We start from the raw sequence: 21,471 nt of genomic DNA, 5'->3' as shown, positions 1-21,471 counted from the left end.
GACATATGCTGTGGCTCGGTTCGCAGCCGAGCGAATGCTGGAGGCGTAGTGAGCGACTGGATCCCGGATGTTCCAACTGACGGCAGTATCGATCTGCCACCGGATCCGAGAGCGCTCGACGCGATCGGGCGGAACCACTCGCTCGAGACGGCGCTCGCTGACCTGGTTGACAATTCGGTCGACGCCGGCGCCACGAATGTCGTGATCAGGCTCGTAGTCGCGGGCGGTCTTCCGCGCGTGCTCTATGTGGCCGACAATGGCCGAGGCATGGCTCCCGACAAGATAGATACGGCCATGACAGTAGGCGGGCGGCGTGACTACGAGAATTCCGACCTCGGACACTTCGGGCTCGGACTCAAGGCTGCGTCGTTCAGTCAGGCACGCAGCCTTACCGTCATGTCCCGCGCCGCCGGCCAGGACCCGGTCGGCCGCAGGTGGCGGGTGAACACCACGACGAAGCGCGACTTCTCGTGCGACGTGATTCCCGCTCCGTTCGTCACCGCGGAGTTCGACCAGGACTGGCGAATCTCGCTCGGCGAGTCCGGAACCATCATCCGGTGGGATGATGTGGTCACTTTCCCGGCCGGGTCGGAGGCACATCGCGTTGAGATCTTCATCGATCGCCTGATCACCGGCGCGTGCCAGCATCTCGGGATCGTGTTCCATCGCTTCCTCGAACAGGAGCGGCTCAGCGTCGACTTCGAGGTCTACGACGTCGATGAGGCCTATCTCGGGCCTCCGATCCCAGTCACCCCGCTGAATCCGTTCGCATACTCACGGCCGGGTGCTGAGGGCTACCCCAAGACCCTGACCGCCACTGTCGACGGTGTCGACATCTTCTTCAAGTGCCACATCTGGCCGGGCAAGAGCAGTACCCCGTCCTACCGGCTGCGGGGAACGCCGGTTGAATACCAGGGGCTTTACTTCTACCGCCGGGACCGGCTGCTGCAGTTCGGCGGCTGGGAAGGCATCCACGTGTCGCACGCGAAGCTGCAGCTGGCGCGAGTCGAGGTGGACATCGACGGGGACATCGCCGGTATGTTTCACATGAACGCGGAGAAGTCCCGGGTGCTCGTCGGACTGGAGTTCTCCCGCCTTGCCGCAGCGGCTCGATCGTCCGACGGCATTAGCTTCAATGATTACTTCGACATGGCCGAGCAGGTCTATCGAACGGCGAACGCCCGCTCGATGAAGCGCACACCGATGATCTATCCCGGGGCCGGCTTGCCGTCCACAGTCAAGGACGTGATCCGTAAGGAGGTGCCGCCGTTCCTCGGCCGTGATCCTATCGAAATCCGCTGGATGACCTTTGTGGACGACTCTTTCTTCCGTGTGGACCGAGAACAAAGTACGTTGTGGCTGAACAAGCGCTACCGGAAGATGCTGCTCGGCGGCAAGCACGGTGGCCTGAACGATCTCCCCCTGGTCAAAGCATTGTTGTACCTGTTGGTGGCGGATTCGTTCGAGGGTAACTATCACGGCGCGCGCGACAAGGACAATATCGAACTGTGGCAGTCCGTTCTCACCACGGCCGTGCAAGCGGAGCGCCGATGACGTCGGCGGCGAGCGTGGATAGACGCCACGTCTCGGTCGATAGCTTCGTTCGGTATCTCGCAAGCGAAGTTCCGGTCGTCCTGCCGATCCGCGGGACACCGGCGGTGTCCGTGTTCGTTCGCCCGGCAAAGCCCGAGCTCGGTTTGCGGATTGAGGTCGACCCGGACACCCAGGCTCCGGTCACCGGGCTAACCAACATCGTCGCTCGTGTGGCGGATCACGAGGGACAGCACTACCTGGAGGTGGTCGTCGTGGCGACGGCCCTGTTCCGGGACGCCTACGCCGTGCTCTGCTCGATGGCCGACCGAATCCAGATCGCCGGGATGACGCCCACTCACGCGCTACGGGAGACGCTGGGACAGTTGGCCTCCCTCCTCCGCGAGCCTGAGTCGATCTCTCAAGAGCGAGAGATCGGCCTGTTCGGCGAGTTGTTGACGCTCGGTGGTCTGGCGGCGAGAGTCGGCGGTTCGGCGGCAGTGGGTGCCTGGCGAGGTCCCCAGGGCGAGGAACACGACTTCGGGCTGCCTGCTGTGGACGTCGAGGTCAAGACGACGATCAGCGAGCGCCGCGCTCATTGGATCGATTCGCTAACTCAGCTGCAGCCCACAACGGACCGGCCGCTGTGGCTCGTGTCGCACCAATTAACAGGTGCTGGTGTGGGCTTCGGGAAGACGTTGCCGGAACTAATCGACAAGGTGGGATCAACTCTTCCCAGCACGACTCGCGACGACTTCGAGGCGAAGCTGAGCGCGGCTGGGTGGTCCGCCGCCTACGCCACTCAGATGACGTCGCGCTGGGAGCGTCGGACGGGAAGTGCGGCCTTCGAGGTCGACGAGCAATTCCCGCGGTTGGTGCCGGACGCCCTGCAGCAAGCCGGCCTGCCGATCGTTCGGTTGATCCAGGTTCGCTATCGAGTTGATCTGGACGGCATGGCAAGCCCCGTCTCCATTCCCGCAGGTATCGTCGCCGCACTCGGATCGTGAGGACGACCATGAACGAACCACTGGTCACCGCATACCTCGGCGCTCTCGGCGCGATGGTGAGCGGGCCGAAAGCCCTGGTGCGGCGGGCCGCCGTCGAGGCGGAGGACATCGCCCCCGACCTCGACGTGTCAGAGGATCGTCTACGGGACTATGTCGCCGCCGCCGACCCCAATGACGAGCTCCGGGTACAGCTGCATATTCGGCTGGCCACCTGGGACCACGCGCCCATCGAATCGGGCCTGTGGATGGGCGACACCAAGCCAAACACCGAGCTACGACGTGCGCAGATCATCAATCTGCTCGGGCTCGGGGACAAGACGGCTGCCCAGTTCGCCGACTCCTTCTCGATCGCCACTGACCACGACACCGTGATCGCAGGCAAGTGGGAGCCGTGGTACACGGCTGACCTTCAACGGCAACGCGATTTCTACTGGAGCCACTACGTGGCCTACCTTCGTAGGCGGAGGAGGTGGAAGGCCGAAGCGATCACTCGTCTGGATGCGGCCACCAGCAGGGTGCTGGAACGGTTCGCCAACCCGGCCCAAAGCAAGCCGGTTCCGACCAAGGGCCTGGTCGTCGGGTATGTGCAGAGCGGAAAGACGGCGAACTTCGCCGGGGTCATAGCCAAGGCGATCGATGCGGGCTATCGCCTCATCATTGTGATGACCGGCACGACCAACCTGCTTCGGGACCAAACCCAGCGGCGGCTGGACATGGAGCTGGTCGGCCGGGAAAACATCCTCCGCCGCGTCAATGAGAACGACATCGAGGCGGCCAAGCATATTGACTACTTCGATGATGAGGATTGGATCAACGACCGGTTTAACAGGTACGGGGTGCAGCCGTCGGCCCTAGGAAAGCCCGAGATCCGGCGGATGACCACCCGTCGGTTCGACTACCGCTCACTCCAGCAGGGGTTGCCGGCGCTGGAATTTGAGCGTAAGGACAAGAGTAAGCCCGTCTGGAGCGCGGAGAACCTTTATTCCACCGATGCTCGACTCATCGTGGTGAAGAAGAATGAGTCGGTACTGCAGAACCTCATCTCGGACCTGAAGAACAACGCCGACCGGCTCGAGGACATCCCCGCTCTCATCATCGACGACGAGTCCGACCAGGCGTCTATCAACACCGTCGACCCCGAGAAGCAGTCGCCGGGCGCCAAGAAGGAACGTACCACGATCAACGAGCGCATCTCGACACTGCTGCAAATGCTCCCTCGGGTTCAATACGTGGGGTACACCGCGACGCCGTTCGCCAACGTCTTCAGCGACTACACAGACAAGAACGACGTGTTCCCGTCCGACTACCTGCTCGCCCTGCGCCGGCCGTTGGATTACATGGGTGTCGAAGATTTCCACGACATCGATTCGTCGGTCCCCGAGTCGGAGCGGACCTTCTCGAACTCGAAGGAGAAGGCGCACGTCCGCCTGATCGATGACGGGGACGAAGAGTTCGCTTTTCAGAAGGCACTCGACTCGTTCGTGCTCGCCGGCGCCATCAAGCTGTACCGACAAGGGCTGAGCCCTGATGATAATCATTACCGGCACCACACGATGCTCGTGCATGAGGCCGCCAAGAAGGCCAAGCACAACATCCGTGCGGAGACTATTCGAGAACTATGGAGTAGGTCGGGCCACACGCTCGCATCGGGCATGAAAAGGCTTCGCGAGCTCTACGACAGCGACTTCGCTCCGGCGTCCCACGGGCTCGATTTGGGATATCCGATGCCCGCGTCGTTCGCGGAGCTCGAACCGCTGATCGGGCGGGTCGTGCGCAGGATCGCGCCGAACGGCGACCCAGTGTTGGTGATCAACAGCAACAAGGAGCCGGATCAGGAAGAATTGGACTTCGACCGTCGCTCGGTGTGGCGGATCCTGGTAGGCGGCAACAAGCTGGCTCGAGGGTTCACCGTCGAAGGCCTTACGATCACCTACTACCTCCGGACCGTCGGGCACGCCGAAGCCCTGATGCAGATGGGGCGCTGGTTCGGCTTCCGGCCCGGCTACCGCGACCTGGTTCGCCTGTTCATCACCGCCAAAATACGCGACGCCTTCGAAGCCGCCTGTCGAGATGAGGAGCTCTTCCGCGACGAGCTGCGGCAGTACGCGGTGATGGCGGACGGACGTCCGCTGGTCACCCCTGCCCACATTCAGCCCTTGGTCGCCCGGCATGGGCTCCGCCCGACGGCGGCCAACAAGATGCGCTACGCCCAGCTTGTGGAGAAGCGCAGCCCGAGCAAGGAGCCTAGCTCCGGCTACCCGGCTCTAGTCGAGTCGGAGAAGCTGCGAAACAACGTCAAGGTCATGACCCCGTTCTTACGGGCCGCATCGAGCGAAAGCACCTTGTCCGCAGGCACCCGGAGCTTCGAGGCGTTGACCGGAGAGGTTTCCCACGCGGAGATGGTTGACGTTCTTACGCAGCTTCAGTGGCGGCACGACGACACCTTCAAGGCCGACCTGGCCTGGATCAAGAGCCTGGACAGCCAAGCCGTCGACAAGTGGATTATCGTGCTTCCGCAGCGGCGGTCCGACCGCGGCGTGACCATACCCGGCCTCGGCACGTTCTCGCTCCACGGCCGGAAGATCGAGAATGACAGCCTGCGCGGGAACTCGGAGAGCCTTCACCGTGCGGGGCTCGCGTCGCTCACCGGTCGAACTTCAAAGACCGGGTGCGCGATGATCTATCCGGTGATCGACAAGGATCGGGCCCGCGAGGACCTCCCGCGCGACACCTGGCCGGACGGTGTCGTCATGGCTATCCGGCTTCAGCTACCTGAGAAGGCGGTCCCGGCCGGTACCCAGCCCTTGGTCTATCGGGCCGCCGCTAAGCGGCCCATCCCAACGGAAAATCACACGTGGTAAGGACGTAAAGTTGCCCGAGCCGTCAGTTCCGGAGAAGGTCCGCGCTGAAGTCATTCGCGAGCTCTACCGCCAGGTGGACACGCTCGACTGGGAGGAGCTTCCTGCGCGCGCCAAGACCGCCTACTACACCCGGTGGGTGGAGGACGACGCGATCGGGGGCGTGCTCGCCGACTACATGACGTCGGAGGGCATGCGAGTGTGGCTCAAGGACGGACCCCTCAAGGAGTACGCGCGCGCCGTCGAGAGCTTCGGATCGTACGCACAATACGTATCGAAGCACTTGACGCCGCCGAGTGAGTTCCTCTTCCTGATCCTCGGCTCCGGCTGGAACGTGCGGCCGGGGACCATCCGCGAGAAGCCCATGCACTGCAAAGCCACCGATGGCTCGCGGGAGCGCTACGTGTGTTGGGGTCGGGTGCGCAACTTCCGCGACCTGGTCTGGGCGGCGTTGAATGAGGCGGTCGATTCGGCCGAGCGTCCACTGATCGTCGTCTACGGGACGGACGATGTTCCGATCGACGCTGATAGATCAAAGAGGTTCCGCCGGATCGCGGAACATTGCGGACTTGATGTGGGCTTTGTGCGACGGGAGTGGCTGGCGGCGGCGGCCTAGGGCTGTTTGTCGCCCAACGCCGCGTAGAGGCGTTCCAACGCCTCGACCGCGAGGTCACCCTCGACGTCATCGGCCCAACCCCGACGCCAGGAGGAACCCTCCCGCAGGATCAGCTCCACGGCCGCTGCGGCGAGTCGCAGCAGGACCGGGGTGACGTCGACATATTCGGCGCCATCGACGAACCGAGGCGCGTGTGGGGTCGTCACGTCGGGCAAACCGGTGTGGGCCTGACGGACTACTGTGGCTGCGGCGATCGCCTGAGCTGCGGCCGTATCGGATAGTGAAGCTGAGTCGAGGATGGCTCGCCGCAACACTCGCGATACCGCTTCGGTCCGTTCGGCCGGCGCGGCCGCCTCGTACTGCTCGCACCACTCCGCCGCGTCGTCATTGTCGAAGGGCCCCACGTTCCAGGTGGCCATTTCTCTCCTTGATGAGTCGCGGCTCACGGGCTCAGGTGGACGGTGGCCGCAGAGGATCGGAGGGCGTGGCCAGTGTGGTTCCCGGTGGCCGGGAATGGCAAGCGAGGAGCGGCTGCGGTGAGCCGGCTCCTAAGATCGACAACTCCGCGGTATGCTTCCGCAATGCTTGAGCCGCGAGGGGAGACCAAAGACCGGACCTCGGTCGAGTTGTTCGCCGGCGGCGGAGGGCTAGCGATGGCGGTCCAGCGAGCTGGGTTCCGCCCGCTCCTGGTTAACGAACTCGTCAAGTGGGCCTGCAAGACACTAGAGGCCAACAAGGCGGAGCTCCGAGGCGATGAGGAGTTCATCCCCCCGGTCGGGCAGGCGTGGCCGTTGGTTCCAGGAGATGTGCGCGACATCAAGTTCGACTACCTGTGGGATCAGGTCGATCTTCTTGCCGGTGGGCCGCCGTGTCAGCCGTTCAGCCTCGGCGGAGTCGCCAAGGGCGACGAGGACAGGCGGAACATGTTCCCTGAGATGTTTCGGGCAATCCGTGACATCCAGCCCAAGGCCGTAATCTGTGAGAACGTTCAGGGCTTGCTACGCCCATCGTTCCGGCCCTATTTCGATTACATCGAGCGTGAACTCGCCCTGCCTTTCGAGCAGCGCGAAGAAGGGGTCAGCTGGCGCGAGCACGACGCCGTTCTCCAAGCGCGTCTGTCGGAGGCCCCCGCCGACCCGAAGAAACGGTACGAGGTCGTTACCACTCGGGTCAACGCGGCCGACTATGGGGTGCCGCAGATGCGCAACCGAATCATCATCGTCGCCTTCCGGTCCGACCTTGAAGTCGACTTGAAGCGGTTCGAGGCCTCCATCGCGCCGACTCATTCTGAAGCCGCACTCCTTCGCTCGATCCAGGACGGCTCATATTGGCGGAAACACCCGGAGGTGCCGTACCACGTCCGCGAACACGTAGAGTCGCGGCTACCGCAGGCGATCCCCTTCGATGACGGAAAGCTCCCATGGCTGACCCTGCGCGACGCGCTTAAGGAGGAGATCGACCGGCGACGACCGCTACCGCCGGTTCCCTGGGACAAGCTTGACCGTCGTGAGTACGAACTCGGTGGCGTGCTCGACCACATTGGTTGGCCGGACGCTCGCATCTATCAAGGTCACACGCCGAATGAGCTGGATCGGCCCGCGAAGACTGTGAAGGCGGGAGTGCATGGGGTTCCGGGCGGTGAGTCGGTGATGCTCACCGATGACCTGCTCTCCGAGCCGGCCGCTGTTAGTCCGCTGAGGTACCGTCATCGATATATGACGGTCCGGGAGGCCGCGCGGGTGATGACTTTCCCCGATAGCTGGATCCTCAAAGGTCCTAGAAGTGAGCAGATGCGCCAGCTCGGGAACGCGGTTCCGGTGCGGTTGGGCGAGTTCTTTGCGCGTGCTATCGCTGGGGCGCTCGATGAGGCCGAAAGCCGACGATGACTGGCGGTGATGGCCGGATCGACCGCGCGTGGGCCGATTCGCTCCCCCCTGAGCGGGCTTGGAAAGGCCTTAAGGGACGCAGCCGCCGAGCGGTGGCGGCGGAACAGGACCGAGCCGCCGGAGGCCTCGATCGCCGGTGGGTTGATCTCGACGGTGGTCGTCAGGCACGCGCCTCGGTGGAGCTGAAGCTTCTCCCGAAGACCAGGCGGCTCCGAGCGTATCTGCGCTGGTCGGATCGCGGCCGCTCGCCGAGCAGATATTTAGGCGAGGTCGGGGAGGCTAGCCGCGCTCTAAACCTTGCGGAGGGTTGGCGACTAGCGCGGGAGAAGGGTTTGCTCGCTCCGCCCGCGCCGGTTCCCGGGTCATGGGCCAAGTCGCGATCCGTCCGCATGTCAATGCAGGGCAATAAGGGCCGGGACACCGAGCCGGAACGCCAGCTACGCTCCATCCTCTTTCGGAGCGGGCTTAGATATCGTGTGAACACACGACCCCTGGAGAAGCTGCGCCGCACTGCGGACGTAGTGTTCCCTGGCGCGCGGATCGCTGTCTTCGTCGACGGATGCTATTGGCATGGCTGCCCCGAACACTATCGGCCAGCCCGCGAGAACCAGCAGTTCTGGCGCACTAAGATTGATGGCAACAAGGCGCGCGACACCGAGACGGATCAGCTGCTCGCTGAGGGCGGGTGGCAGTCGATTCGGGTTTGGGAACACGAAGAGCCGCACACGGCGGCGTTACGCGTGATCGCCGCTGTCCGGGCAACCCGAGTGCGTCCTCACAAGAACAGCCCGTCTGGCCGGTCCAGACATGCTCCACCCTGACCTAGATCGATGTCGAGGGCTTGCCCACACTGCTTATGCACGGCACGCACGATGAGATGGCGCGGGTCGCTGCGGTGCGGCAGCTGCAGGGATCGTCCTACGCGTGGTGCCCTACGTAGGGCTGGTCACCTTTCCATCGCCTTGACGAGGCTGAGCCAAGGCGTGCGCTCGTGGTTGGACGCCTGAGATTCGTCGGCTGGGGCTACCGCTACTCCGTTCGCGTGGAGTTGGTCAAGGTTGCGTGTAAAGGCAGGGTGAGCGGCCAGAGCTGGCTTCGCGTGCGGCAAGACGACGATGGGGAGATGTAGGCCGAGCGCCTCGTTGAGGATGCCGAGGGCGAGGTTGTCGCTGATGCCGAGGGCCCACTTGTTGATCGTGTTGAAGGTGGCGGGGGCGACCACGACGGCGTCCGCCTTAGGCAGCACGTCTGGCTCTCCCGGCCGCCGCCACTCCGAGCGGACCGGGTAGCCCGTCTGCTCGGACAACGCCTCCCTGTCGATCCAAGTCGCCGCTGTCGGTGTGGCGATCACACAGACGGCCCAGCCGTCCGCCATCAGCAGGTCGATGAGTTCGCCGATCTGGAGTGCCGGCGGCGCGGCGCAGACGACGAGGTACAGGACCCTCTTGTCGGTCATGTGAGCAGCCCCGCGCGTACTGCCATTGGCCGGAGGCCGGGTGTCACGGACCGGCGTTCCTTGGACAGCAGGTTGAGCAGCAGCGTCCGTGCCTGGACGTTGGCGGCGAGCAGTTCCGGTGCCACTCGTTCGGCTTCCAGGAGGTGGAGAACGGCGAGCGAACTGCCGTCGCTGCTCGTCGCGCCTGCCTCCGCGAGGTCGAGGTGGACCTGTGCGCGCCGCCCGATCAGGGCGATCGGCAGCCGTGATGTGTCGAGCCGGCTTCCGATTTCGATGGCACGTTCGGCAGTGCCGGCCGCCACGGCCGCGGACACCGTGTGGATCGTGACGTTGGTCGGCCCGAAGCCGGTCCACAGCCGGTTCTGATCGGATCCGAGGTCCGCGGCGACGGACTGTGCCTGATCGAGGTGACGCCCGGCCTGCTTCACGTCACCCCGTCGCGCCGCGATGATGGCGGCCAATAGCAGGAGCGCGCCATGCGCGGAGATCAGGTCCGGGTGGGGCGACGACCGCAGTCGCGCCAGATGGTCGATGCTGGCGTCGGTGACCGCCTCAGCCTCGGCGATGCGATCCGGTAACCGGAGTAGGGCGCACGCGGCCTGGTACGCGGCGACCGCCGCCAGCGCGTGGTCGCCAGCGAGTTGCGCCGAGGTCGCGGCCCGATCGGCGGTGAGCAGAGCCGTCTCGCCGTCACCGACCTTGCAGGCGATCTTCGACGCCGCGACGTATGCGGCGGCGAGCAGCTTGAAGGCGGTCACCCGGTGGAGGCCTGATCCGGACTGGGTCAGCTCGGTCGCGGCTCGGAGGACATCCGGGATGTGGCGCGAGGCGGGGACATAGCTGGCTCGTTGATACAGCCCGTGTACCCGGGTAACGGCCCGCCGCACTTCGGGCAGCGACGCAGAGGGGCGTCCGGCGTTGTCGTTCGGCAGGTAGCGCGTCAGGAAGGCGCGCAGGCCGGTGAGCAGCTCGGCGCGCGTTGCGGGTTGGGTCTGGGCGGCGCTGTCTCCCATGATGCTTCCTCGGGCTGTCGCGACGGAGACATCATCGAGGATCTCTTGAAGCTGGTCCAGTGGCACCTGGAGCGCTCCGGCGATCCGGATCCGATGCCACGGGTGGGGATCCGTCTCGGCCCGCTCCCACCGGACGACCGTTGAGCGCTCCACACCGAGGGCTTCGGCGAGTCGCTCCTGGCTGAATCCGAGCATCTTGCGCCGCTGCACCAGCCGGTATCGCTTGAGAGCCACGCGTCCTCCTCCCGGATGAGGCCACTCTAGTGACTCTGTGTCGCGCCCAGCGGGACTCACAGTGCCTCAGTAATGCCTCACTTGAGCCCAGCCAGCGCTGTAGTTCCTACTCACCGCCCGGTCCAGAGTGAGGACACAGGCCCGGGGTGGGTGCTGGGCTCCGGTCGGTGCGGACGCGCGGCCGTACCAACCGTCCCCGCCCGCCTCGGCGCCACCCGACAAGAACAGGCGCCGCCGATCGACGAAGGAGGGCCATGGACTCGATCGACGAGATCCTCGGTGAGTTACCGCTACCGCCCTACGTGACCTCCGAGGACGTCGGCTTCGCCATCAGGGCGGTCACCGTGCACGCCGCCGAGCAGTGGCCCGACGCAGTCCGCTGCCGCAACGATCGCGCGGTGCACCCATGCCGGCTGCACCGCTGGGGCCGACGGGTGTTGGACCAGCGAGGCCTCACCGACCGCCAGGTCCAGCTGCTGATCGCCGAGCAGACGGCGCCGCAGCGGTGATCTACCTGACGGGCGAACGCCTCCACCCGCACGACGTCCGAGCCGCCGCCTTCGACACCCGCTGGCGGGGCCTCGACCCGGACCAGGTGAACGACTACCTCAACCGGGTCGCCGACGAGCTGGAACGTCTGCACCGCAAGCTCACCACGACGAACACCGAGGCCGAACGCATCCGCCAGGCGCTGCGCCAGTGGCAGTCGCGCCACACCAACTGCCGCCACCGGCAGCCGGGAGTGCCCAACAGCAGGTGGCCGCGATGACCGCACCCCGCTGGATCATTCATCTGCCCACCACGCTGACCAGCCTCGACGCCGCCGCCATCCTGGCGACGGCTCTGCGCGACTCACTCGATCACGTCACGGCCATCGACTTCGGGGAGACCACCCTTAGCGAGGAGGACCGCCAGTTCCTGCGTACCCGAGTCTGGTGTGACGCCCGGCTCGACGGCGCCGGCCGTTGCCGGCGGCGCGACGGGCATGCCGGGGCGTGCGGCCCCTCTGACGAGGAACTGCCCCAATAGAGGCGACGGGTAGCGCCGAAGAGGCACCACCCGTCGCCTGACGGATTTCGCTACGCCCCGGGGACCACCACAAGCCCGTTGTTGTAGTCGGCCAGCAGCACGTCCTTGTGGCCGTCGCTGTTGATGTCGCCGACCGCGAGACCGCGGTGCTCGTAGTGGCTGGCGTAGTAGCTGTTGTAGCCCAGCTGTTCCCGGCCCAGGCGGCCGTCGGGGCGCTGGAGCATGACGCCCACCTGGTACCAGCCGCCGTGGGCGACCACCACGTCCAGCCGCGAGTCGCCGTCCATGTCCTCGAGGACGACGGGTTCGGGCATGTCGGACGCGACGTAGACCTGCCACTCGCCGAGGGCCCCGGAGGCGTCGTGCGTCAGCACGGAGACCCGCGGGTCGGGCATGTTGCCGGTGACGGTGACGACCACGTCGGCCCGACCGTCGCCGGTGACGTCGCCCGCCGCGAACGACCGAGCGTCGATCTCCTGCCCCTCCGGTACGGGGACGCCGGTCGTTGCGGCGAAGGTGCGTGCCGAGGTCTGCTCGGCGACGATGATCCGCCGGCCGTCGAGGCGTACCAGGTCCAGGCCGGGGCCGCCTGTCACGTCGGCGACCCCCAGGACCGGGCCGGAGAGCGGTGTGGTCACGGCGGTCGGCGCGGCGAACTCGCCCGGGCCGGTGCCGTAGCGCACCAGCACCGACTCGTTGGTGGTCGCCACCAGGTCCAGCGTGCCGTCCTGGTCGAGGTCGATGACGTGGACGTCGCCGAGGGGTGCGCCGAACGGCAGCGCCACCGGCGCGGCGAGGCCGCCGGGGGACTGCCGGTACAGGTCCAGCCCGTCTCCGGAGGCGACCAGCAGCTCGTTGCGGCCGTCGCCGTCGATGTCGGCGATGACCGGGACCATGCTGCCGCCGGTCGGCACCGACGTGCCGTAGCGGACGGGCGCGGCGAGCCGGTGCTCCGGCAGCTGGACGTAGAGGTAGGCCGAGTGGTTGAGGTCCCCGGCGCCGGCCTCGATGCCGGTGGTGAGCACCACGTCGGTGAGCCCGTCGCCGGTGAGGTCGCCGGCGGCGATGGCCGTTTCGGTGGAGCCCACCCGGGCCGCCTCGGACGGGCCGAAGGATACCTCGCCGTACGCCGGGTCGACCTGCAACGGCAGGTCGGTAGACGAACTGCCCCCGTTGTTGGGGTTGGTGCCGTAGCCCTCGAAGCGGGCGTAGTAGGTCACCGAGCTGGCCTTCGGGGTGGTCACCATCGCGGCGTACCCCTGCCAGAGGGTGGCCTGGCCGATGACCTCGCTGCCGGAGAGGAAGACCACCTTGCCCCACGGCTCGGACCCGTCGGCGGTGCGGACCCGCGCGGACAGCGCCACCCACTGGCCCTGCTCGGAGCGGGTCGGGTTGACGGCGATCGTGGTGGTGGTCGCCAGGCCGGTGTAGGCGGCGCCGGACGCGAACGGGCCGGCCGCGCCGTTGGCGGTGAGGGCGCGCACCTTGTACTGGTAGTAGTAGCCGTCCGACCGCCCGGTCTCGCGGAACGACGGCTCGGTGGTCGAGGTGATCAGGCTGTCCCCGTCGATCGGGTGGTGTCGGTACACCTCGTACCGGGCCGCGCCGGGCACCGCCGCCCAGGTCAGCTCCATCGTGCCCGGGGTGCCGGTGAGCCGCAGGCCGCTCGGTGCCGCCAGCACCGGCAGGGTGGTGGCGCTGGCCTGGGGTGACTGGCCGGAGAGCTTGTTCCGGTACTCGGCCTGCACGACGTAGTAGTAGGTGGTGGCCGGGGCGAGCCCGGAGTTTAGGAACTCCAGGCCGGTGCTGCTGCCGACCTGGGTGTAGGGGCCGCCCGACCCGGTGGAACGCGAGATCCGGTACGCGGAGGCCTGCGGCGCCGCCTGCCAGCTCACCCGGATTTGGGTGGACGAGACCGCCGTCGCGCTGGTCGCCGGCGGCGGGTTGATCGCCGGCCCGGCCTGCGCCGGTGCCGCGGTCAGTTGGGTCACCGCGACGAGCGCCGCCACGAGTGCGATGCCGAACAGTCGTAAGCGGGTGGGTGTGTGCGCCATCAGCGTCCTCCGGTCCCCGTGATGATCATTCCGTTGGTACGGCGTTCAGCCGTCGCACCGCGTCACACCCGCCGCGCGGATAAGGCTTCTTCACGCGGACGTCGGGCGAGATCCTTCGTCGGATCCGTGCCGGCACGCCCGGCAGACCGATCGAAACGATCGATGACATGGTCCGTTACGCGACGTAGTCGTCTTGGAGATAATCCCTGGTCAGCCCACTACCTACCGTGAACCCGTCATCACGATCGGCCTTGGCGTCGGCGTCGGTTCCCCGGAACCCACCAGCCGCCGCCCGGCCTCAGACGGGAGAAACATATGCGTGCTCAGAAGGAAACCCGGCGGTTCGGTGCCCGAGCGTCCGTACTCGTGCTCGGTCTCGTCATGGCCGGTGCGGTGGTCGCCCCGGCGAGCCCGGCGTCCGCCGCGGTCCCCGGCCTGGTCCGGATCGCCGCGACCAGCGTCAGCAACTCCGCCGACTTCCACAGCGCCACGGCGACCTGCCCGGTAGGCAAGGTGCTGACCGGCACGGGCTACGAGTTGAACGGGGTGACCGGTGAGGGTGTCGTCGACGACCTGCGTCCCAACGGCGGCCCGGCCACCGCGCCGACGGCCGTCACCGTTGGCGCCTACGAGACGGAGGCGTTCGCCGGCAACTGGTCGGTGACGGCGTACGCGATCTGCGCCAACCCGGTGCCCGGCCTGGTGCGGGTCTCCGCGGTCAGCGTCAGTGACTCCGCCGACTTCCACAGCATTACGGCGAGCTGCCCGGTCGGGAAGGTGCTGACCGGTACGGGTTACGAGCTGAACGGGGTGACTGGTGAGGGCGTCGTGGACGACTTCCGCCCCAATGGTGGTGTCGCGGCGGCACCGACCTCGGTGAACGTCGGCGCCTACGAGTCGGATGCCACTGCCCTGAACTGGTCCGCGACCGCGTACGCCATCTGCGCCAACCCGCTGCCCGGCCTGGTGCGGGCATCCACGGTGGGTGCCAGCAATTCCCTCGACTTCCGCAGTGTCGTCGCGACCTGCCCGGTCGGGAAGGTGCTGACCGGCGCCGGCTACGAACTCAACGGCGTGACCGGCGAGGGCATCGTGGACGACTTCCGTCCCAACGGTGGTCCCGCGACCGCCCCGACCTCGGCCGCCTCGGGTGCGTACGAGGAGGACGCGTTCGCCGGCAACTGGTCCGACACGGCGTACGCCATCTGTGCGACGGCGTAACAACACATTCCGTGTGGCCGCCCCGCGAACCCGCGGGGCGGCCACACCGTTGACTGGTCGGTCAGGAGCCGCCCTGGCGCTGGATCCGCCCGTCGCCCGAGACCTTGGCCCGGCCCAGGTCGTGCTCGGTGCCGGCGGAGCCGGTCGCGGTACGGCGGCGCCGTTGGTCCGGCGAGTGCTCCATGGGCGAGCCCTGACGGCCCGGAGCGCCGCTGCCCGGATGCCGCCGGCCTCGCGCCGACTCGCCGCCGCTGTCGTGTTTGTTCTGCTTGTGGCTACCCATGCACCGCGCGTACCCGGTCGCCGGGCGGCTAGTCATGAACCCCGGTGGGGTCGGTGGTGGCAGGAGCAGTGGCGTTACCCGCTAGACCTGATGGATGGTTGGCGGCCGCGTCGGACCCGGAATGTAGGGGGGAGGGTTGAGCTGGAGAAGCCCCGCCTTTCGTGCGTATGAGGAAAACTCCGCCCCGGTGCACGGCAGTCGGTGCTGTGTCTCGCGCAGTGCGTCGATGATGGCACCGGCGTTGACTTCGGTGAGCCTGCCGGATCGGCATCGATCTGCGAGAAGCCATATCGTGCCGTGCACCTCCAGCCCGTAGGCGCGGCCTACCTTGGTGGCGGTGCGGTCATCAGTGACCGCCGTACCGCCGTGTATCTCGGCCGCGGCGAAGACGCTTGCCTCGCCGACGTCTCGTCTGTCGGCGCCGATACGACGTACCCAATCCGAGAAGCACCGGATTTCGGTGATCGTGTCGAGTGCGATGACGTCGATCCAGGCAAGCTTCAGCGCCGCGGTGAGAGCCGGCTCCCGCTCCGCACTGGTACGAAGCTCGTCGAGCACGACGGCGGTGGTAGCCGCGCGCCTTCCTACAATCAGGTCCGCCAGTACGTCGAGCCGGTCGGCGAGCGCGAAATGATGCAGCACGGTGGTGTCGAAGACGAGTAGGGGCTCGCAATCCAGAGCCGCGTTGCTCACGGTGTCGGGTCTGTCTCATCGCGCGCGGGCAGGTCATCCAGCCCGATCTGGCCATGCAGGAGTTCGACCGCTCGGGCATCCGATACGAGGTACCGGCGCCATGCCTCCATGACGGCGTGCGAATAACCCGGCGGTACGCGAATGGCGTCGAGATCTGGCTGGGGGGCCCAGCCAACCGCATCCATGATCTCCGCCCGGGTTGGCGTGGTTCGGCTCCAGCGGGCCGATGACGCGTCGAGCCACCCAGCGCGTTCCGCCTGGCGCACGGCCAGCGACCACGACGTGCGGTAGCGCGCGGTGAGACGGATCATCTCTTCGCGAGAGGCCGGACGGCTGCTGACATCGCCAAACGCGGCGACCGGAAGGAGCAGTTCGGCGGCGAAAGCGTTGATCAGGCTCTCCCGGTCGGCGCGGGACACGTGTACCGCCAGATCGCTGGAGTATTCGTCGCCCAAAACCAGGTGGCCCAGCTCGTGGGCGGCGGTAGCTCGACGCCGGCCCGGGTCTCCCTCGACGCTGACGACCGACACCGCCAGGTCCCCGTCCACCATCGATGCGCCTTCCCCGGGAAGGTCACTGACGAGGACGTACTGGCCGCTGCGTTCACAGAACTCCATGAGGGTGTCAATCGGCTCCGTGCCAATACGCCGCATGTCACGCAGCCATCGAGCAGCGGTACGGGCGTCATCGTCGGAGGTGACACTCCCTTCGTAGCGGACGGGGCTGACGAGGGTGAGGGTGCCGGCGTCAAGGAGTTGGCGGACGTCCCTGAGCCAGGAGGCGAGTGTGATCTCCAGTCGTTGAGAACGCCTCGCCACGTCTGTGTCGTTGTCCTCGGCTATGAGTTCCGAGCGGCGCGAGATCACCGCTGGTCGTCGCTCGAGCAGGTGATCGATGGGTACGTCGAGTGCGGCCGCGAGCCGGATGAGTTCCAATGCGTCCACACGCCGAGTGCCGGACTCGATCTTGGCGATCATCGTGCGATCGAGGCCGAGTTGAGCACCTAGTTCGGCCTGAGAGAGGCCAGCCCCCAGCCGCGTCTGGCGTACCTGCTCGCCGACCGTTGTCCAGTCGCCGGTTTCGGTCATGGTGCGATAATCGCACGCACTCATGCTCTACGTCTCGACCGCAGCGAATCGACATTGCGAAATCGGATGTTTGTTTACGCCCCTCGATACCCCGACATGGTGCCACCGGGCAGCCGACGGGAGCACGCGGCCATAGCGTTCGGGTCGCGGAGATCCCACGTGGGCGGGTTGCTCCGCGACCTGAGGGAGGTAACCATGCAGAAGCCGTTACCGGGGGAGCAGAGCCCGGTCATCGTGCAGGTCGACCGGTGGCGGGCGGGGCTGCCGCCGGACGCCTGGCCCGACGGCTTTCCACCGAGCGGCGATGTCTGGCGGCGCGACGTCTTCGCGGTGGCCGACGCGTACCGGGCCGGCTCCGCGAGCCCCCGCCAGCTGCTGACCGCGGTGCTGGTCTGGGGTTACGGGGCCATCGGGTACGGGCCATGGCGCGCCGCCAGGTCGCTCGCCGCCGACCCGGAGGGCAAACGTCTGGCGTACGCGCTGGAGGAGGTGTCCGCGTCAGCGCCAGACGAGGACGCGTTGCGCACGGCGTACCGCCGCTTCCGCGACCCCGACCACGCTCGCCTGCCGTGGTTGGGGCCGGGATTGTTCACGAAGGTCCTCTACTTCGTCGGCTACCGACGAGAGGTGGGCGGTGTGCAGCCGCTAATCCTCGACCGCGTCGTGGCCAGCCGTCTCCCTGACGAGGCCGGAGTCGGCCGTGTGTCCGGCTGGTTGTCGGAGGAGTGGCTCGCGTACCTGCGGTGGGCGGCCGAGCAGGCGCAGGCCCGAGGCATCGAGCCGGACGCGGTGGAGATGGCTGTCGTCAACGACCGGTGAGTGTCTACGCCATGGCGCGCAGCCGGGCGTCCAGGGCGCCGAGGTCGGGGACGAACCAGATGTGCCCGGCCCGGTTCGACTCGTGCACCAGGGCGCGCAGCGCGGAACTCTCCGCCAGGTGTGCCGAGATGTCGCCGACCACCGCCAGTCGTAGCCGGTAGTTGACGAACTTCTGCATGACCTCGCCGGCGAAGCGGGTGCCCAGCGAGAAGAAGCGTTCGTCGAGGCGGTCGGCCGGCACGGCCACCACCTGGGCGCCGAGGAACGCGGCGCCGATCAGGTCCAGCGCGTCCTGCTCGGTGGCGATCGGCGGGCCGGCGGGGTCGCAGAGGAGCACCTGCACTCCGGCGCGTTCCTGGATCTCGTCAGGCATCGTGGACCTCCCGGTCGAGCAGGCCGTTGTCGGCATTGAGTACGGCGTCGAGCAGGTGCAGCAGCTCGGCGGTGGAGGCCGGATCGCCCAGGATGATGATCTTCATCCGGCGGCGCTCCTCGTCGTGCACGGTCTGCACCCGTAATGGGTGGGCCGGGTCGTGACCGGTGTTGGCGCTGGCGAGCACGAGCGTGCCGAGCCGGTCGGCGGCGGCCCGGTCGACGCCGTCGATCTGGACGATGCTCGACACCTCCGCCGGGCCGGTGGCCGTGGCGGCTCGGGTCTGCCCGGTGAACGCGTCGAGGTCGCTGGCGGCGATGCGGTACTGCTTGCCGATCCGCACCGCCCTCAGCCGGCCGGACCGGATATAGCCGCGCACCGTCCGCACGTGCAGGTCGAGCCGGTCGGCAACCTGCTCCACCGAGTACATGTCTTCCCTCATCACTCCCTACCCTAGCTCGGTAGGGAAGGTTAGGGAGCGATGGGGGTGCTCATCGCGTGAGTCGTTGACGACATCAGCTCCAAAGGACGAGCGGAACACCATGGCCGCCCCGAGCGGCGCTACCGCGTATCGCCGCGTCGCCCCGGTCCGCACCCCAGCGCGCCTCAGCAACCACTCGAAAAGCAGCCCACCGGTGTCGGACGGGTCCAGTACCGTCTGGAAACCATGGACGCGCGGCTCGGCGACGCCATCATCGGGCGGGATCATCCCGCGGGTCTGCTGCGCGCCGAGCTGGACCGGGCCGCCACCAGCCACGGCGGTCTCGTCCTGGTCACCGGAGAGCCGGGCATCGGCAAGACGACGCTGGTCACCGCGGCGGCCCGGGAGGCCCGGCAGCGGGGGGCGCTGGTGCTCGGCGCCGCCTGCTGGGATTCCGACAGCGCCCCCGGCTACTGGCCCTGGGTGCAGGTCCTGCGCGGCCTGCAACGCTCCGCCGACGACTGGGCGGTGGCCCGGGAGACCGCGGAGCCGGCTCTCGCGGCACTGCTCGGCGAGGCCGGCGCCGGCGGCGAGCAGGCTGGCCGCGCCGCCAGCTGGGCCGGCGTCGACACGGGCACGGACGTCGGCGACCGTGAGGCGTTCGCCCTGTACGACGCGGTGACCGCCGCACTGGTCGCGGTCTCCCAGCAGCGGCCGGTCGTGGTCGTCCTCGACGACCTGCACTGGGCCGACCCGGCCTCGCTGCGGCTGCTCGGGTTCGCCGCCCAGCACACCTGGTTCGAACGGCTGCTGCTGATCGGCACCTACCGCGACGCGGAGGTCGAGTCGGGCGAGCACCCGTTGCGCCCGCTGCTGATGCCGCTGGTCACGAAGGCCACCACCGTCACCCTGACCGGCCTGTCCCGGGACGAGGTGGCCGCCTTGATGACGCGGACCGCCGGGCGGGAGCCCGACACCGACCTGGTCGACGAGGTGCACCGGCGTACCGGAGGAAACCCGTTCTTCATCGAACAGACCGCCCGGTTGTGGCGCGCCGACGGGACGGGCGGCACGATCGCGCCCGGCGTACGGGAGGCGGTGCGGCGCCGACTCGCCCAGTTGCCCCCGCCGGTGGTCGAGACGCTCACCGTCGCCGCCGTGCTGGGCCGCGAGTTCCACCGTCAGGTCCTGGCGGCCTGCGCGGCGGCCCCGGCGGCGCAGGTCGACCGGCTGCTCGACCGGGCGGTGACCGCCCGGCTGGTGGTCGCCCGGGGCGGCGGCCGGTTCGCCTTCGCCCACGATCTTGTCCGCGAGACGCTCTACGACGGGCTCACCGAGGACGACCGCCGGGCGCGACACGGCGCTGTCGTCCGGTCGGTCGACGACTTGGCGGAGCTCACCGAGCGTCTGATCCCCGCCGATCTCGCCCGCCACGCCTACCTGGCCGGTCCCGTCCTCGACCGGGCCCGAGCGGCCGATCTGCTCGTCGCCGCGGGGCGGGACGCGCACGCCCGGCTCGCCACCGACGAGGCGGTAGTGCACTTCAGTCGGGCGTTGGAGGTCGTCGAGGACCGGGCGCAGCGGGTGCGGATCCTCGTCGAGTTCGGTGAGGTGCGCTGGCACCACGCCGGCCGGGAAGAGGCCGTCCAACTACTCGCCGAGGCCGCGACGCTGGCCCGTACCCTCGACGACCCGGTGCTCCTGGTCCGCGTCGCGCTCACCGTCCACCGCTCCCGTCAGGTGGAGACCGCGCGCTCGGTACAGACGGCGGAGCTGGTGCGGGAGGCGTACCGGCGGCTGATCGGCGAGCCGGACGCCGCCGCGTCGGTCGGCACGTTGATCGCCGACCTGATCACCGCCACGGAGACGATCGCCCGGCGGGGTCGCGACGACGAGGCGCTGACCTTCAGCCTGTGGGCTCGCCACGACACGACGTGGGGGTTGGGCACCGCGGCGGCCCGGGCGGCGCTCACCTCCGAGATCCGGGACGTGGCCCGCCGCACCGGCGACCGGGAGACCGAGCTGTGGGCCACCTCGTTGCGCTGGGTGGCGCTGCTCGAGCTGGGCGACCCTCGTTTCATCGAGGAGTTCACCGCCTTCGTCGCCGGCGGCGGGCAGGACGAACTCGCTCGGCACCGGGTTGCCGCGACCGTCGACAGCGGGATCATCGCGGCGTTCCGGGGTGACTTCGCCGAGGCCGACGAGCGGTTCACCGTCCTCAGCGACCTCGCCGACCCGGGCCACGCAGAGTTCGGGTTCATGGGCCATCACCTGCACTGGTCCCGGCTGCTCCTACAGGGCCGGTTCGACGAGACCGACACGCTGTTGAGCGGGCTGAGCGGGACCGACTACCCCTACCGGGAGCTGCTGCGGGCCATCACCGCGGCGGAGCGCGGCGACGGCGAGACAGCGGTCCGCCTGACCGCCGGCATCGAAGCCACCGAGATCAGGTACCCGCGCCCGGTGTCGCCGCTCTGGCTTCGGCTGCGGGCGCAGGCCGCCGCCGCGTCCCGCGAGCCGGGCCGCTGCGACGACGCGCGAGCCGCGCTGGCCCCCCACCGTGGAGAGTGGACGGTGGGGCTCTTCGGCTGCGACATCAGTGGTCCCGTCGACCACTGGCTGGCGGTGCTCGACGCCGCGCAGGAGCGCTGGGACGGCGCCATCGCCGGTTTCACGGCGGCCCGCGACGCCGCCGACCGGATGGGCTCGCGGCCCTGGTCGCTCATCGCCCGCGCCGGGCTGGCAACCGCCCTGGCCGGCCGTGGCCAGCCGGGCGACGCCGAGACGCTGGCCGCGCTGCGGGCCACCACCACCCGGGAGGCAACCGCCCTCGGCATGGTCCAGGTGCTCGACCGGCTCGCCGGCCTGGCGCCCACCGGCCCCGCCACCC

Annotated in this window: 21 protein-coding genes; 12 read left to right on the top strand and 9 right to left on the bottom strand. The window is 67.9% G+C overall.

All coding sequences use genetic code 11. From position 1 onward, the window contains the following. Positions 1-48 precede the first annotated feature (48 nt). Genes DKT68_RS04065 through DKT68_RS04050 form a run of 4 tightly spaced genes read left to right on the top strand, consistent with a single transcriptional unit; the run spans position 49 to position 6,011 of the window. Positions 49-1,554, top strand: a complete 1,506-nt coding sequence (locus DKT68_RS04065; RefSeq protein WP_109816091.1) for an ATP-binding protein — start codon at positions 49-51, stop codon at positions 1,552-1,554. Beyond that, positions 1,551-2,537, top strand: coding sequence for a PD-(D/E)XK motif protein (locus tag DKT68_RS04060; RefSeq protein WP_109816090.1), 987 nt, complete (start codon positions 1,551-1,553; stop codon positions 2,535-2,537). Before DKT68_RS04065 ends, DKT68_RS04060 begins: the two co-directional genes overlap by 4 nt. A gap of 8 nt (positions 2,538-2,545) precedes the next feature. Continuing rightward, positions 2,546-5,398: a Z1 domain-containing protein gene (locus DKT68_RS04055; protein ID WP_109816098.1), complete on the top strand. Its 2,853-nt coding sequence runs from the start codon at positions 2,546-2,548 to the stop codon at positions 5,396-5,398. Positions 5,399-5,408: 10 nt separating this feature from the next. Next, a complete protein-coding gene (locus tag DKT68_RS04050) occupies positions 5,409-6,011 on the top strand; it encodes a hypothetical protein (RefSeq protein ID WP_109816089.1) in 603 nt (200 codons plus the stop codon). On the opposite strand, the gene DKT68_RS04045 is transcribed toward DKT68_RS04050, so the two are convergent. After that, positions 6,008-6,430: a DUF4259 domain-containing protein gene (locus DKT68_RS04045; protein ID WP_109816088.1), complete on the bottom strand. Its 423-nt coding sequence runs from the start codon at positions 6,428-6,430 to the stop codon at positions 6,008-6,010. The two genes, DKT68_RS04050 and DKT68_RS04045, sit on opposite strands and share 4 nt — an antisense overlap. A 162-nt stretch (positions 6,431-6,592) precedes the next feature. On the opposite strand from DKT68_RS04045, the gene DKT68_RS04040 reads away from it, so the two are divergent. After that, complete coding sequence (locus tag DKT68_RS04040) at positions 6,593-7,897, top strand: DNA cytosine methyltransferase (RefSeq protein ID WP_109816087.1); 1,305 nt, start codon at positions 6,593-6,595, stop codon at positions 7,895-7,897. Continuing rightward, positions 7,894-8,718: a very short patch repair endonuclease gene (locus DKT68_RS32510; RefSeq protein WP_109816086.1), complete on the top strand. Its 825-nt coding sequence runs from the start codon at positions 7,894-7,896 to the stop codon at positions 8,716-8,718. The genes DKT68_RS04040 and DKT68_RS32510 overlap by 4 nt, the downstream gene beginning before the upstream one ends. A 125-nt stretch (positions 8,719-8,843) precedes the next feature. On the opposite strand, the gene DKT68_RS04030 is transcribed toward DKT68_RS32510, so the two are convergent. Next, on the bottom strand, positions 8,844-9,353 hold the full coding sequence (locus tag DKT68_RS04030; RefSeq protein ID WP_109816085.1) for a flavoprotein: 510 nt from the start codon (positions 9,351-9,353) through the stop codon (positions 8,844-8,846). Next, positions 9,350-10,600, bottom strand: coding sequence for a helix-turn-helix transcriptional regulator (locus DKT68_RS04025; RefSeq protein ID WP_109816084.1), 1,251 nt, complete (start codon positions 10,598-10,600; stop codon positions 9,350-9,352). Before DKT68_RS04025 ends, DKT68_RS04030 begins: the two co-directional genes overlap by 4 nt. 254 nt (positions 10,601-10,854) lie before the next feature. Here DKT68_RS04025 and DKT68_RS04020 point away from each other — a divergent pair, with 254 nt between their 5' ends. The 3 genes from DKT68_RS04020 to DKT68_RS04010 are packed head-to-tail and all read left to right on the top strand — an operon-like array spanning position 10,855 to position 11,629. Then, positions 10,855-11,109, top strand: coding sequence for a hypothetical protein (locus tag DKT68_RS04020; protein ID WP_109816083.1), 255 nt, complete (start codon positions 10,855-10,857; stop codon positions 11,107-11,109). Then, positions 11,106-11,369, top strand: coding sequence for a DivIVA domain-containing protein (locus DKT68_RS04015; RefSeq protein WP_109816082.1), 264 nt, complete (start codon positions 11,106-11,108; stop codon positions 11,367-11,369). The genes DKT68_RS04020 and DKT68_RS04015 overlap by 4 nt, the downstream gene beginning before the upstream one ends. Next, positions 11,366-11,629: a hypothetical protein gene (locus DKT68_RS04010; protein ID WP_109816081.1), complete on the top strand. Its 264-nt coding sequence runs from the start codon at positions 11,366-11,368 to the stop codon at positions 11,627-11,629. The genes DKT68_RS04015 and DKT68_RS04010 overlap by 4 nt, the downstream gene beginning before the upstream one ends. A 50-nt stretch (positions 11,630-11,679) precedes the next feature. Here DKT68_RS04010 and DKT68_RS04005 read toward each other — a convergent pair whose 3' ends face one another. Then, positions 11,680-13,683, bottom strand: coding sequence for an FG-GAP-like repeat-containing protein (locus DKT68_RS04005; protein WP_109816080.1), 2,004 nt, complete (start codon positions 13,681-13,683; stop codon positions 11,680-11,682). 315 nt (positions 13,684-13,998) lie between these two features. Here DKT68_RS04005 and DKT68_RS04000 point away from each other — a divergent pair, with 315 nt between their 5' ends. After that, positions 13,999-14,904: a hypothetical protein gene (locus DKT68_RS04000; RefSeq protein ID WP_146218280.1), complete on the top strand. Its 906-nt coding sequence runs from the start codon at positions 13,999-14,001 to the stop codon at positions 14,902-14,904. A 61-nt stretch (positions 14,905-14,965) separates the two neighbouring features. Here the strand turns inward: DKT68_RS04000 and DKT68_RS30850 are convergent, their stop codons facing one another. The 3 genes from DKT68_RS30850 to DKT68_RS03990 form a co-directional block, all read right to left on the bottom strand. Further along, on the bottom strand, positions 14,966-15,187 hold the full coding sequence (locus tag DKT68_RS30850; protein ID WP_146218279.1) for a hypothetical protein: 222 nt from the start codon (positions 15,185-15,187) through the stop codon (positions 14,966-14,968). A gap of 81 nt (positions 15,188-15,268) precedes the next feature. After that, entirely contained in the window at positions 15,269-15,880 is a 612-nt protein-coding gene (locus DKT68_RS03995) for a hypothetical protein (RefSeq protein ID WP_109816078.1), read from the bottom strand. After that, positions 15,877-16,968: a helix-turn-helix domain-containing protein gene (locus DKT68_RS03990; RefSeq protein WP_109816077.1), complete on the bottom strand. Its 1,092-nt coding sequence runs from the start codon at positions 16,966-16,968 to the stop codon at positions 15,877-15,879. The genes DKT68_RS03995 and DKT68_RS03990 overlap by 4 nt, the downstream gene beginning before the upstream one ends. Positions 16,969-17,163: 195 nt before the next feature. Between DKT68_RS03990 and DKT68_RS03985 the strand changes: the two genes are divergently transcribed. After that, complete coding sequence (locus DKT68_RS03985; RefSeq protein WP_146218278.1) at positions 17,164-17,787, top strand: 8-oxoguanine DNA glycosylase OGG fold protein; 624 nt, start codon at positions 17,164-17,166, stop codon at positions 17,785-17,787. A gap of 4 nt (positions 17,788-17,791) precedes the next feature. Here the strand turns inward: DKT68_RS03985 and DKT68_RS03980 are convergent, their stop codons facing one another. Together DKT68_RS03980 and DKT68_RS03975 are read right to left on the bottom strand one after the other, a co-directional pair. Next, positions 17,792-18,160: a DUF4180 domain-containing protein gene (locus DKT68_RS03980; RefSeq protein ID WP_109816075.1), complete on the bottom strand. Its 369-nt coding sequence runs from the start codon at positions 18,158-18,160 to the stop codon at positions 17,792-17,794. Then, positions 18,153-18,602 (bottom strand): helix-turn-helix domain-containing protein, encoded by a 450-nt coding sequence (locus tag DKT68_RS03975; protein ID WP_201748889.1) that lies wholly within the window; start codon positions 18,600-18,602, stop codon positions 18,153-18,155. Before DKT68_RS03975 ends, DKT68_RS03980 begins: the two co-directional genes overlap by 8 nt. Positions 18,603-18,827: 225 nt before the next feature. Between DKT68_RS03975 and DKT68_RS03970 the strand changes: the two genes are divergently transcribed. After that, positions 18,828-21,471 (top strand): ATP-binding protein (locus DKT68_RS03970; protein ID WP_109816073.1); only part of this gene is annotated, 2,644 nt, incomplete at its 3' end.

Origin of the sequence: Micromonospora acroterricola (genome assembly GCF_003172955.1) — a bacterium.
In the GTDB taxonomy this organism is placed as follows: domain Bacteria; phylum Actinomycetota; class Actinomycetes; order Mycobacteriales; family Micromonosporaceae; genus Micromonospora; species Micromonospora acroterricola.
Note: the sequence above shows the minus strand (reverse complement) of the source record. Positions and strands in the feature narration are given on the sequence as shown.

Excerpts from the sequence above, each read along its gene's own strand:
- DKT68_RS04060 (WP_109816090.1), top strand. The coding sequence starts at position 1,551 with ATGACGTCGGCGGCGAGCGTGGATAGACGCCACGTCTCGGTCGATAGC.
- DKT68_RS04055 (WP_109816098.1), top strand. The coding sequence starts at position 2,546 with ATGAACGAACCACTGGTCACCGCATACCTCGGCGCTCTCGGCGCGATG.
- DKT68_RS04045 (WP_109816088.1), bottom strand. The coding sequence starts at position 6,430 with ATGGCCACCTGGAACGTGGGGCCCTTCGACAATGACGACGCGGCGGAG.
- DKT68_RS04040 (WP_109816087.1), top strand. The coding sequence starts at position 6,593 with ATGCTTGAGCCGCGAGGGGAGACCAAAGACCGGACCTCGGTCGAGTTG.
- DKT68_RS32510 (WP_109816086.1), top strand. The coding sequence starts at position 7,894 with ATGACTGGCGGTGATGGCCGGATCGACCGCGCGTGGGCCGATTCGCTC.
- DKT68_RS04030 (WP_109816085.1), bottom strand. The coding sequence starts at position 9,353 with ATGACCGACAAGAGGGTCCTGTACCTCGTCGTCTGCGCCGCGCCGCCG.
- DKT68_RS04020 (WP_109816083.1), top strand. The coding sequence starts at position 10,855 with ATGGACTCGATCGACGAGATCCTCGGTGAGTTACCGCTACCGCCCTAC.
- DKT68_RS04010 (WP_109816081.1), top strand. The coding sequence starts at position 11,366 with ATGACCGCACCCCGCTGGATCATTCATCTGCCCACCACGCTGACCAGC.
- DKT68_RS04005 (WP_109816080.1), bottom strand. The coding sequence starts at position 13,683 with ATGGCGCACACACCCACCCGCTTACGACTGTTCGGCATCGCACTCGTG.
- DKT68_RS04000 (WP_146218280.1), top strand. The coding sequence starts at position 13,999 with ATGCGTGCTCAGAAGGAAACCCGGCGGTTCGGTGCCCGAGCGTCCGTA.
- DKT68_RS30850 (WP_146218279.1), bottom strand. The coding sequence starts at position 15,187 with ATGGGTAGCCACAAGCAGAACAAACACGACAGCGGCGGCGAGTCGGCG.
- DKT68_RS03990 (WP_109816077.1), bottom strand. The coding sequence starts at position 16,968 with ATGACCGAAACCGGCGACTGGACAACGGTCGGCGAGCAGGTACGCCAG.
- DKT68_RS03985 (WP_146218278.1), top strand. The coding sequence starts at position 17,164 with ATGCAGAAGCCGTTACCGGGGGAGCAGAGCCCGGTCATCGTGCAGGTC.
- DKT68_RS03980 (WP_109816075.1), bottom strand. The coding sequence starts at position 18,160 with ATGCCTGACGAGATCCAGGAACGCGCCGGAGTGCAGGTGCTCCTCTGC.
- DKT68_RS03975 (WP_201748889.1), bottom strand. The coding sequence starts at position 18,602 with ATGAGGGAAGACATGTACTCGGTGGAGCAGGTTGCCGACCGGCTCGAC.